Source organism: Chryseobacterium luteum (assembly GCF_000737785.1).
Lineage (GTDB): Bacteria > Bacteroidota > Bacteroidia > Flavobacteriales > Weeksellaceae > Chryseobacterium > Chryseobacterium luteum.
In genome coordinates, this window is record NZ_JPRO01000021.1 from 20384 (window position 1) to 32459 (window position 12076).

Annotated in this window: 13 protein-coding genes; 7 read left to right on the plus strand and 6 right to left on the minus strand. The window is 37.3% G+C overall.

Annotated elements, in window-relative coordinates; all coding sequences use genetic code 11:
- Positions 1–55: 55 nt before the first annotated feature.
- Together serC and IX38_RS18145 are read right to left on the minus strand one after the other, a co-directional pair.
- Entirely contained in the window at positions 56–1120 is a 1065-nt protein-coding gene (serC, locus tag IX38_RS18140) for a 3-phosphoserine/phosphohydroxythreonine transaminase (protein ID WP_034707320.1), read from the minus strand.
- 118 nt (positions 1121–1238) lie between these two features.
- On the minus strand, positions 1239–1589 hold the full coding sequence (locus IX38_RS18145; protein WP_034707321.1) for a 4Fe-4S binding protein: 351 nt from the start codon (positions 1587–1589) through the stop codon (positions 1239–1241).
- Positions 1590–1648: 59 nt separating this feature from the next.
- On the opposite strand from IX38_RS18145, the gene IX38_RS18150 reads away from it, so the two are divergent.
- Genes IX38_RS18150 through IX38_RS18160 form a run of 3 tightly spaced genes read left to right on the plus strand, consistent with a single transcriptional unit; the run spans position 1649 to position 3895 of the window.
- Positions 1649–2683 (plus strand): acyl-CoA reductase, encoded by a 1035-nt coding sequence (locus IX38_RS18150; RefSeq protein ID WP_034707323.1) that lies wholly within the window; start codon positions 1649–1651, stop codon positions 2681–2683.
- A gap of 45 nt (positions 2684–2728) precedes the next feature.
- Positions 2729–3172 carry a hypothetical protein gene (locus tag IX38_RS18155; RefSeq protein ID WP_034707324.1) on the plus strand — a complete coding sequence of 148 codons (444 nt, stop codon included), beginning with the start codon at positions 2729–2731 and terminating at the stop codon, positions 3170–3172.
- A gap of 33 nt (positions 3173–3205) precedes the next feature.
- Positions 3206–3895 (plus strand): Bax inhibitor-1/YccA family protein, encoded by a 690-nt coding sequence (locus tag IX38_RS18160; RefSeq protein ID WP_034707325.1) that lies wholly within the window; start codon positions 3206–3208, stop codon positions 3893–3895.
- An 831-nt stretch (positions 3896–4726) separates the two neighbouring features.
- On the opposite strand, the gene IX38_RS18165 is transcribed toward IX38_RS18160, so the two are convergent.
- The 4 genes from IX38_RS18165 to IX38_RS18180 all read right to left on the minus strand — a co-directional run bounded on the left by IX38_RS18165 (position 4727) and on the right by IX38_RS18180 (position 7428).
- On the minus strand, positions 4727–4975 hold the full coding sequence (locus IX38_RS18165) for a DUF6952 family protein (RefSeq protein ID WP_034707327.1): 249 nt from the start codon (positions 4973–4975) through the stop codon (positions 4727–4729).
- A complete protein-coding gene (locus IX38_RS18170) occupies positions 4975–5283 on the minus strand; it encodes a thioredoxin family protein (RefSeq protein ID WP_034707328.1) in 309 nt (102 codons plus the stop codon). Before IX38_RS18170 ends, IX38_RS18165 begins: the two co-directional genes overlap by 1 nt.
- Positions 5284–5431: 148 nt before the next feature.
- Positions 5432–6064, minus strand: a complete 633-nt coding sequence (locus IX38_RS18175) for a peroxiredoxin (RefSeq protein ID WP_034707329.1) — start codon at positions 6062–6064, stop codon at positions 5432–5434.
- Between the two features lie 167 nt (positions 6065–6231).
- Entirely contained in the window at positions 6232–7428 is a 1197-nt protein-coding gene (locus tag IX38_RS18180; protein WP_034707354.1) for a pyridoxal phosphate-dependent aminotransferase, read from the minus strand.
- Positions 7429–7684: 256 nt separating this feature from the next.
- Between IX38_RS18180 and rsmG the strand changes: the two genes are divergently transcribed.
- From rsmG to IX38_RS18200, 4 genes are all read left to right on the plus strand, one after another.
- Positions 7685–8320: a 16S rRNA (guanine(527)-N(7))-methyltransferase RsmG gene (rsmG, locus tag IX38_RS18185; protein ID WP_034707331.1), complete on the plus strand. Its 636-nt coding sequence runs from the start codon at positions 7685–7687 to the stop codon at positions 8318–8320.
- Positions 8321–8382: 62 nt separating this feature from the next.
- A complete protein-coding gene (locus IX38_RS18190) occupies positions 8383–8787 on the plus strand; it encodes a hypothetical protein (RefSeq protein WP_034707332.1) in 405 nt (134 codons plus the stop codon).
- A gap of 2 nt (positions 8788–8789) precedes the next feature.
- The gene (locus IX38_RS18195; RefSeq protein ID WP_034707335.1) at positions 8790–9326 is read left to right on the plus strand and encodes a DUF922 domain-containing protein; all 537 of its coding nucleotides are present in this window, start codon (positions 8790–8792) and stop codon (positions 9324–9326) included.
- Positions 9323–12016, plus strand: coding sequence for a PD-(D/E)XK nuclease family protein (locus IX38_RS18200; RefSeq protein WP_034707336.1), 2694 nt, complete (start codon positions 9323–9325; stop codon positions 12014–12016). The genes IX38_RS18195 and IX38_RS18200 overlap by 4 nt, the downstream gene beginning before the upstream one ends.
- Positions 12017–12076 lie beyond the last annotated feature (60 nt).

Here is a 12076-nt window from a genome sequence, read left to right on the forward strand (position 1 = left end):
TAATAAATTTTAATTAACTGCCCTAAACCTTTCTATCTTTGAATTTTTGCTTAAATTATTTAATCGATTTCATAACATCCACCAGCACCTGTACACTTTCGATCGGTAAAGCGTTGTATAAGCTTGCCCTGTAGCCTCCAAGGCTTCGGTGTCCGTTCAGTCCGCTGATTCCTGCGGCTTTCCAGGCCGTGTCGAATGCTTCTTTTTTGCTTTCATCCGTAATTCTGAAAGAAACATTCATCAGAGAACGATCTTCTTTTACACAGAAGGTTTCAAACAGTGGATTGCTGTCGATCTCATCATATAAAAGTTTGGCCTTGGCTTCATTTCTTGCTTCTGCCGCTGCAATTCCGCCGTTCTTTTCAAGATATTGTAATGTAAGAAGGGAAGCATATACCGGGAAAACCGGAGGTGTGTTGTACATGGATTCTTTTGAAATATGCTGAGAATAGTCCAGGATAGAAAGCATATTCTCTCTCCCTGTTTTTCCAAGAATTTCTTTTTTGATTACCACCAAAGTAACTCCTGCGGGCCCCATATTTTTCTGAGCTCCTGCATAGATCAGATCAAATTTGGAAAAATCCAGCTGTCTTGAAAAAATATCAGAACTCATATCACAAACCATCAGCGTATCTACATCCGGGAAAGATTTCATCTGAGTTCCGTAGATCGTATTGTTTGAAGTACAATGGAAATAATCGTACTCTGGACCAACCATATAATTTTTAGGAATGAAAGAATAGTTTTCTTCTTTGGAAGAGCCTACCACATCCACAGTTCCTAATTTTTTTGCTTCTTTAACAGCTCCTGCCGCCCATGTTCCTGTATCCATGTAAGCAGCCTTACCGCCCACTTTCATCAGGTTGTAAGGAACCATCGCAAACTGAAGGCTTGCACCGCCGCCCAAATAAAGTACTTCATAATCATCGCCAAGGTTCATCAGTCTTTTCACAATGGCCCGCGCTTCGTCCATTACCGCAACGAAATCTTTGCTTCTGTGCGAGATTTCAAGAAGAGACAACCCAATGCCATTAAAATCTAAAATAGCTTCTGCTGATTTTTCAAATACCTCCTGAGGTAAGATGCATGGCCCTGCGCTGAAATTGTGCTTTTTGCTCATATTTTTATTTTTTGGTTGTGCAAGATGGTTGGACTTGCGGTTTTATTAATGATATTTATAGATTTGTTGACAATTAAAGTTAAAAAAACCGCCTCATAATGGTGAGACGGAGCCTTTATTATTCACCGTGTAAGAACGCTTTTTTGTTAAGCAGTGTTTCTTCAGATTCTACGTGATCTTCATCAGGAACACAACAGTCTACCGGGCATACAGCCGCACACTGAGGTTCTTCATGGAATCCTTTGCATTCCGTACATTTATCTGTTACAATGAAATAAACATCATCACTTACGGGTTCCTGCGGCGAATCTGCATCTACTGTAAGTCCTGACGGTAAAGTCACAGTACCTGCCAGAGCGGTACCTTCAGAAGCTTTCCAGTCTACGGCTCCTTCATATATTGCATTATTTGGGCATTCCGGTTCACAGGCTCCGCAATTAATACATTCATCAGTTATTTTAATAGCCATCGCTAATTTTTTTTAAATTTGCACAAAATTACAAAATATTCCCCAATTTAAAAGTAATTATGAATATTGAAAATCAAGTTTTAGGACTTATTAAGTTAAGCGAGTATATAAAAGAGTTTTTAGCAAAGGATCAGAGTGATTATAACGATAATGATACTGAGTTTGAATTATTACTCAAAAGGTCTGAAATAGAAAATCCGTGGTTTACCATTGATAATCAGAAATTTGCTCTGAAACAGTGGACGGAGCTGCTTACCGGAGAAAATTTAAATAACTGGCTTAAAAGTTATTCTGTTTCCAGAACTTCAAAAAGAGTAGGACTGATCCTGGCCGGAAATATTCCTCTGGTCGGACTTCATGATGTGATATCAGTAGTTTTAAGCGGTCATATTCCTTTGATCAAGCTGTCTTCAAAGGATAAACGAATGGTACCGTTCCTGCTGAAAAAATGGAATGAGTTTTCCGGTGGAGCTGTTCAGTTTGAATTTGTTGAAAGACTGGAGAACTTTGATGCTGTGATTGCAACAGGAAGTAATAATACAGCCCGATATCTTGAATATTATTTCAAAAACCATCTGAGCATCATCAGAAAAAACAGAACTTCTGTAGCAGTTTTGAAAGGAAATGAAACTCCCGAAGAACTTCAGCTTCTGGCCGAAGATATTTTCAGGTATTTCGGGCTTGGATGCAGAAATGTGACAAGAGTTTTTATTCCGGAGGATTTCGTGATCGACAGAATGTTTGAAAGTTTTGTAGGATTCCAGGATATCATCAATCATAACAAATATGCTAACAATTATGATTATAACAGAGCAGTTTATCTGCTGAACCAGGATAAATTCTGGGACAACAATTTCGTAATGATGAAAGAAGATGAGAAGCTTTTCAGTCCGCTTTCTGTGATCAATTTCAGCAGATATTCCTCTTTGGATGAAGTTGAAAGTTTTATCGCTGAAAATGAAGAAAATATCCAGTGTATTGTGGCTAAAGAAGAGCTTGGATTGGATTCCGTTTCTTTTGGAGAGGCACAGCATCCTTCCCTGGATACTTATGCTGATAATGTGGATACGATGAAATTTTTAGAATTGGTCTGATTTTCGTATCTTAACTCACTTATTTACCAAATATCAAATAAAACTATGAAAAAAATATTTTTAGGACTTACACTTTTGGGAGCACAGCTGATGTTTGCGCAAAAAGTGACCGGAGTGAAGGTTGAAAAAGTTCAGAAAGAGGTGCCTGCACAACTGAGTAAGGAGAAGATCAATCTGTATAATGACAACTTTCTTAAATTTGTTGAAGCGCTTAAATCTTCAGATCGTCCGGCTGTTGATGCACTTCTTTCCGATAAGGTAAAAGAAATCGTGACAGATGATGTACTTAAAAAAGTAAAAGAAGGCTTTGATATGAATAAGAAGCTGGAAATTTTAAAAACCGGATACCATAAATTAATGGATGGTTCCAGCTTGCCAAGCATTAACTACAAATATGCGGGAGATTCTTCTTCAAAAGAAGTGATTATGGCTGTATTTGAAGAGAATGGTAAAATCATTGGGGTAATGCCGGCGAAAAAGGAGAAATAATTTTATATTCAAAACAAATAAAAAATACTAACTATGATGACAGATGTTTTAGTTGCTCATTCCTCAGATTTGGAAAAAGCATCTTTTTACAGAAAAACGTATTTGCATGTCGCTTTATCGATCCTTGCTTTTATAGGGGTTGAAACTATTTTACTGAAAACGGTCCCGAAGGAGATTATTGCAATGATGTTCGGACAGAAATACACTTGGTTGCTGATCATCGGTGTTTTCTGGCTGGCTTCTATGTTAGCTTCTAAATGGTCACTTTCACAGAGCAGAATGACGCAGTATTTCGGTTTAGGATTTTACATCGTTCTGGAGGCTGTGATCTTTATGCCTATGATTTACATCGCAGCAGGAATGCAGGGTGGAGGAAATATTATTTTCCAAGCTGCGATGCTTACGATTGCTATGTTTGCGGGGCTTTCAATGGTGGCATTTACTTCTAAAAGAGATTTTTCATTTTTAAGAAACATCATTATTATCGGAGGTTTTCTTTCGATAGGTCTTATTGTAGCCGGAGCCATTTTCGGGTTCAACCTGGGGCTTTGGTTCTCTGTAGGAATGGTGCTTTTAGCTTCTGCAAGTATTCTTTATGAAACAAGCAAGCTTAAAAATGTCTATACAACAGGGCAGTATGTAGGTGCTTCTTTACAGCTTTTTGCTTCGATTATGCTTTTGTTCTGGTATATTCTTAGAATTTTGATGAGCAGAAGAAGCTAGTTAAATGGAAAGTGAGAAAATATAAATTCAGATTCAATTTCTTATGAATAATAATCCTGGTGATACTTCGCCGGGATTTTTAATGTTGCCACGAATACACGAATAGTTGCGGCCATACATATGTTTTTAGCATAAAGAAATTCGTGCATTCGTGGCATTACACACAAGATACAAGGGTATTCCACTGCCATGTAAAAATAGTATTTGAATTTCTAAAGTATTGAGCCCAAAGAATCCTACTGATATTATTATTCACTATTATTTTTAATTGTATGCCACGAATACACAAATAATTGCGGCTATGGATGTGTTTTTTTTTAACATAAAAAGATTCGTGCATTCGTGGCATTCTACACATAAGAGACAGCAATATCCCACTGCACAGATAAAAAATAGTATTGAATTTCTAAAGTATTGAGCCCAAAGGATCCTACTGATATTATTATTCAGTATTATTTTCTATGCCACGAATACACGAATAATTGCGGCTATGGATGTGTTTTTTTTTAACATAAAAAGATTCGTGCATTCGTGTCATAACAAAATAAGAGACAAGAATATCCCATTATCATATAAAAAATAGTATTTGAATTTATTCTAAAGTATTGAGCCCAAAAAATCCTGATGATAGTATTCACCGGGATTTTAATGGAAATTCTTTAATTGTAAACACAATGGCAACAGCATCAGCAATAAAATTACAGAAGCTTTAAAGCATATGTTTTAAATTGAAATTAAAGAATGTAGAAAATATAGTATAAAGAAAAGTCTCAGTAGTACTTTATTGTATAATTTTTTAGTTGTTAAATCCGTAAATGATTCAATAAAAAATTACTTATCAATAGATCCTAAGACCTTCTGTGCAAAAGAATTTAAAGCGTCTTTTTCGCTCATTCCGTTCTGAACGCTGGCGTGCACCTCTAAGGCTCCGCAGATATTGGTGATCAGTTCTCCTGCTACGTTTAAATCTTCTTCGCTGGTTCCTCTGAACTCACAAAAGCTTTCCAGAACCTCTAGTGTTTTTTCAAGATTCTCAGGGGTATGATTCTGATAAAACTGTCTGATTACGGGTAACTTCATTACTGTATTTCTTTAAAAAGATTAATTAAACTCTCAGCCTGATTGCTCTGTACCTGATTCACCAATTCACCGTTTTTAAAAACTGCAAAAGTGGGAAGGTTGTCAACCGTTGCTAATTTTCTGCTTTCAGGAAGTTTTTCAGCATCTACGTATAAAAATGGAATTTCTTCGTTTTCTGATGCTAATTTTTTGAATTTCGGCTTCATGATTCTGCAGTTTCCGCACCATGTTGCGCCATACTGAACCACTACTTTTTCATTGTCGTTCACGATATTCTGTAACGTATCTTCTGTTAATTCTGTGTACATAAGTTAAATTTTAAGAAATAAAATTTAACAATGTAGCAATGCGGTAATTAGTTTAACAATTTCAAATATTGAATTTCAAATATTGGTACATTGTTACACTGCTGTATTGTTACATTACCGTAATTGCTACATTGTTATATTATTTTAATTAGTTCTTAGCTAAGTATTCTGCTGTAGAAGTTCGGTCTGCTTTCATGGCATCTTTTCCTTCTTCCCAGTTGGCAGGACATACTTCTCCGTGTTTCTGAACGTGTGTGTAAGCGTCGATCAGTCTTAAATATTCTTTCACGTTTCTTCCAAGAGGCATATCGTTAACAGACTCGTGGAAAATTTTTCCGGTTTCGTCGATTAGATAAGTTACTCTGTAAGTTACGTTGGAACCTGTGAAAGTTTCCTCTCCATCGTCATTGTATTCGAAATCCTGATCTACGATTCCTAAAATGTTTGCCAGCTGCCTGTGAGTATCAGCTAAAAGCGGGTAAGTTACTCCTTCGATACCTCCGTTATCTTTTGCTGTGTTCAGCCATGCGAAATGTACTTCGTTGGTATCACAAGAAGCACCGATTACTTTAGTGTTTCTTTTTTCGAATTCACCTAAAGCATCCTGGAAAGCGTGAAGCTCGGTAGGACATACAAAAGTGAAATCTTTCGGATACCAGAATAAGATTACCTTTTGCTGGTTGGAAGTAGCTTCTTCAAGGATGTTGATTCTAAGATCATCACCCATTTCAGACATAGCATCGATGGTTACATTTGGGAATTTTTTTCCTACTAAAGACATAATTTTCTGTTTTTATTAAATTTTCTGGTGCAAATATATAAATATTTCATCTATCGAACAAATGAATATTGATAAATAAAATCTATAATTGTTTTTAATGGATTTAAAGAAAAAAAGCCCTGAAATCAGAACTTTTTGTTTACTTTATACCAATTTTTGTACTCTGATTATGAATTAAATGGAGATAAAGCATCTTTGATACGCTTCATAGCTTCCCTGAGATCTTCTTCAGAAGCTGCATAAGAAAACCTGATACATTCAGGACTTCCGAAAGAAACTCCGCCTACACATCCTACATGGGCTTTTTCCAATAAAAACAGAGCGAAGTCATCAGAATCTTTGATCTCCATACCGTTCAGCGTTTTTCCTATATAATATGAAATATCGGGAAAGAAATAAAATGCAGCCTTTGGAAGCAGTACTTTAAATCCCGGAATCTCTTTCATCAGATCATACACAAGGTCTCTTCTTTTCTGGAAAGCATCGATCATGTATTTATATTCGGAAGGATTCGTTTTTAAAGCGGTAATAGAAGCTCTCTGCGCCATTGTATTTGCTCCGCTGGTCATTTGTCCCTGGATCTTTTCACAGGCTTTTGCCAGCCATTCCGGACAGGCAGAATACCCGATTCTCCATCCTGTCATGGCAAATGCCTTGGACATCCCGTTGATGACGGCAGTCTGCTCATATACTTCAGGGAATTGAGCTATAGATGTTGTTTTTGTTTCATAATTAATATACTCATAGATCTCATCCGAAATAACCGTCACATGAGGGTATTTGGCAATAACTTTCGCCATCGATTTTAATTCGTCATACGTATAATATCCGCCGGAAGGATTGCACGGAGAACTGAAAAGGATAACTTTTGTTTTGTCTGTAATGGATTCTTCAAGCTGTTCAGCCGTTATCTTAAAATCTGTAACATAAGAAGTCGGAAGCATAACCGAAGTTCCTCCCATCATTTTCACCATTTCATCATAGCTTACCCAATAAGGTACCGGAAGCAACACTTCATCACCATCATTAACCACGGAGGCCAGTACGTTTAAAATAGCCTGTTTAGCACCATTGGATACACAGATTTGGGTTGGCTTATAGTCAAGATTATTGTCTCTTTTTAATTTAAAGGCAACTGCTTCACGAAGTTCAGCAAACCCTGGAACAGGAGAGTAGTGGCTGTAATTCTGGTTAATGGCATCAAAAGCAGCCTGTTTGATATTGTCCGGAACGTCAAAATCCGGTTCACCAAGAGTAAGACTGATCACATCAATGCCGGCGGCCTTCATTTCTCTTGCTTTGTTGGACATGACGAAAGTCTGTGAGTAACCTAATCTTTTTACTCTATCTGAAAGTTTATCCATGTGGGTCTTTTTGAATTTTAACAAATATATAATAAAAACGTTTTGCCGGGAAATAAAAGTAGGGTAGTAAAAAAGATTTTTGTCAGGTTTAATTTTATTACCGGGTTTGGACATATTTGAAAGTTGTTTTCAAAGAGTAGAGGCTCATCGGATTGAAAAAAATACAGCGGCAAAAATGCCTGTCTTTTTTATATCCGGATCTTAAAGTTTGAATAAAGCCAATAAAAACTTATTTTTGTAGATTATAATAATTCATATGGCAGCATCGTTACTATTAAAATACTTTCCTGATCTTACAGAGAAGCAGATCGAGCAGTTTTCCCAGCTGGAGGAACTGTATAATGAATGGAATGAAAAAATCAATGTGATCTCAAGAAAAGACATGGAATCGCTGTATGAGAAGCATGTTCTGCATTCTTTAGGAATTGCAAAAATAATGGAATTTGCACCCGGTACAAAGGTGCTGGACATTGGAACAGGAGGAGGTTTCCCGGGGATTCCCCTGGCGATTTTGTTTCCGGAAACACAATTTACTCTAGTTGATTCTATCGGAAAGAAGATCACTGTAGTAAAAGCAGTGGCAGAAGGAATAGGGCTGACGAATCTAACGGCTATTCACGGAAGAGCAGAAAAAGTAAAAGAAAAGTTCCATTTTGTGGTAAGCCGCGCTGTAACTCAGATGCCGGAATTCCTGAGATGGCTGAAAGGAAAATTTGAAAAAGAACAGCTTAATCCCAAACACAACGGAGTTTTATATTTAAAAGGCGGCGATCTTGCAGAAGAATTAGCCGGAATTAAATGTGAAATCTTCAATCTTAAAAACTATTTTGATGAAGAATTTTTTGATACTAAAAAAGTGATTTACGTATCAAAAGGCAATTTTAACTCTTGATTTATTGAAATTAAGTCGTAATTTTTGCTGAATTTTTATTAATAATCAGTAAATTTAAGGTTATGAAAAAACTTTTAAATATTGGATTTTCTGCATTGTTTTTAGGACTGGTTTTGGTCTCCTGTGAAGATGATGATTACCAGACCATACAGTCTATAGGAAAAATCAGGATCGACAGTGTGAAGATCATGCAGGATACTATGGCTGTGCATTCAATACAGAGCATCAGGACGTATTCAACATATTCGTCCCAGTGTGAAGGGTTTTACGGATATGATTACATTCATGACAGCAGCCTGGAAAGATCTGTTACTGCTTATAAATATACCACAGAAGGTCCTTGTACGCAGGGAATCCACGTAGGAATCAACCAGATCAAATTCAGCCCGCGCCAGACAGGAACCTATACATTTAAATTCTGGAATGGTGACAACAGCTGGATCACCAAAACAATTGTAGTTGAATAAAAATGAAATGGATTTCACTTTGCTTTTTTCTCCTTGCCAATGCTCTTTTCGGGCAGAAAATAATCTGGCAGGAAGATCGTAAGCTGGTCTGGGACAACTTTAAAAGTCCCGTGAACAGAAAAAACAGTCCCGATGTGGCAGCCTATACCCATTGCGGATGGGAATACTCCGTAGTGAAATCTACCAACCCGAAATCTCCGGTTAAAATTGAGATCAAGGCTATTTTTAATGAAGACAGATCCTGGAAAGATGTTAAGAAGATAAGCGATTATATCCTGCTTCATGAGCAGAAGCATTTTGACATTGCAGAGTTATTTGTCAGAAAATTCAGAAAAGAAATAGAAGAAAAGATCAAAACTTCCGGTGATTACAATAAAAACTTTAAAGCAGTTTACAACAAAATATCAAACGATTACAAAAAATTTCAGATGTCCTATGACAGAATCACAGAACATGGGATGAATAAAGAAAAGCAGGCAGAATACAATGCTATTATTACTGAAGAACTGGACAACTTAAAAAGCTACAAAGCCTCTTGAAATTCCTCAATAAGATCATCCACGAACTGCTGGCCCAAAATCCGGACCTTTCGGAGTTCAATATCGTTCTGCCCGGAAAACGTCCCATCGTATTCATCAGGCAGATCTTAGAAGAAAACCATTACTCAGGATTTCTTCCCAATTTTTTTACCATAGAAGAGCTGATCGACAGGATTGCAGACAAACAGCCTGTTCAGGGGATTTCCCTATGGCTTTTTGCCTTTGATGTCTACCGCAGCCTTGGTCTTATCCCGAAAGATGATTTTGTAGACTTTTTAAAGTGGTTTCCGACTCTTCAGAAGGACTGGGACGATATCCTGAAGTTCTCGGAAAGTGATGAAGCTGTTTTACAGTACATGTTTGATGAAGAAAGGATCAAAGAATGGGCCCAGGACCTTGGGGAAGATGATGATGTTCCACGTAAGAAATTCCTTAATTTCTGGCAGAATATGAATGTTTTTCTTCCTATTTTAAAGAAAAAGCTACAGGAAAAAAATTGGGCAACTTCCGGAATGATCCATGAAACCGCTAAAGCCAGGATCGCTGATTTTGCTGAAAATACTTCCGAACATTTTGTATTCTGTGGCTTCAATGCCTTTACACCGGTGGAAGAAAAGCTGGTCAGAAGCCTGCTGAGGAGGAATAAAGCACAATGTTTCTTTCAGGCGGACCATTATTATTTTGATGATGAAAGACAGGAAGCCGGAAAATTCCTCAGGAACCACAAAACATGGAAAGAATTTGATGACAACAGGGCTTTTCAGTGGATAGAAGATGATTTTAACCAGCCTAAAAACATCAGGGTGTATGAAGTTTCCGGAAATGTGACGCAGACGAAAGTTCTGCCCGAAATATTTAAGGAAATTGAAAATAAGACCTATTCCAATACGGCAGTGGTATTATTGGATGAAAATCTTCTCCCGGCAAGCCTGGATGTGATGTACGGTGTTGAAAATCTGAATATTACTATGGGTTTCCCGCTGAAGAACCTTTCGTTTTCCAATGCCGTTAAACAGCTTTTCTATCTTCAGAAACAGCTGGAGAAAAATAAATCTTCCTATTACTACAGAGATATTTTCCCGATCCTTGAAGAGCTTCCGAAATCTGCTGAAGATGAGCTAATTATCAGTAATTTCAGAACAAAAGTAGAGGAGAGGAATATCGTTTACATATCAAAAAAGCTTTTAGACGAACTTCTGAACGGGCTTTCCTATTACGGGCTTCTTAAAAAAGCAGATCACACAGGTGTTTATCTGGATATGCTTATTGCTTTCTGCAAACAGATCAAGTGGCTGGAAATAGATGATATTCAGTATGAAAACGTTTCCCACTTTGAAAATGCATTCAGAATTATTAAAAACCAGCTTAGTCCATATGATTTCGAGATCAAAATGGAAACGCTGGAAATCCTGATCAACCAGCATGTTAATTCCGAGAGTATAGATTTTCAGGGCGAGCCGCTCCGCGGACTTCAGATCATGGGGCTTCTGGAAACCCGTCTTTTGAATTTTGAAAATGTCATTATGCTTTCTGTGAATGAAGGGAAACTTCCTTTGGGGAATTCCCAGAATACCTATATTCCGTTTGATATCAGACGGTATTTTGACATGCATACGTTTCTGGAAAATGACAGTATTTATGCCTATCACTTTTACAGGCTGATCCAGGATTCCATGAATGTCCATCTTCTGTACAATGCGCTCAGTTCCGGGGTGAATACCGGGGAGAAAAGCAGATTCATCACACAGATAGAAATGGAGAGTTCCCATAAGATAGAGCATCTCATTATTGAAAATTCTTCCGAGCCCATTGTTTCTCAGCCGATAGAAATTCCGAAGACGGAGATCGTCATGGAAAGGCTTCAGAAATGGAAAGAAAAAGTATCTGCTTCCCACCTTACCAGCTATCTTTATAATCCGATAGATTTTTATCTTTCCAAGATTTTGAAGACCTCGGAAACGGATGAAATAGAAGAAGAATTATCCGTTAAAAATTACGGAAACCTGGTTCATTATTCACTTCAAGAAGTATATGAATTACTTAAAGGTAAAGTTTTAAAGGAAAGAGATTTACATAATTCAATTAAAGGAATAGATCAATATATAAATGTAGCCATAGAAAAGCTGAAACACCAGCCTGAATTCTATGAAAAGGGGATGAATTTTATTCACCGGGCTATTGCTAAAAAGGTGATTGAAAATGTTCTTAACCATGACCTTGAACTGGTAAGGAGTGGCCATACCCTGGAGATTTTAGACATCGAAAAAAGATTTGAAAATGTGGATTTCTATCTAGATGGCAGCGACAAAATTTCTTTCTTCGGATTTATCGACAGGATAGACCGCCTGGACGGAACTTTGAGAATTATTGATTATAAAACGGCAAAAATCAAAAACCTCACGGTAAAAATAGATGAAGGTAACGTCGCTGAATATTTCCATAACAGCGAAAGGAAACAGGCACTTCAGCTATGCATTTATCATTATGTGGTACAAAACCTTCCCGAATTCTGGGGCCTTCCTATAGAGACGGGCATCTGGAGCTTTGCAGAAGCGAAAAAAGGGGTGGTTTCCCTGCAGTTTGACAAAGGAAATATTGATGATGCCATGCAGTCTGTAAAGAACCTTATCCTGGAAATATTGAATCCGGATCTCAGTTTTATTGAAAATATCAAGCCTTATTCCAGCTAAAAATGCACTCCGTTGCTGAAGTGCACTCAATTTGAAATGAAGATATGTTAGTGAATTTTT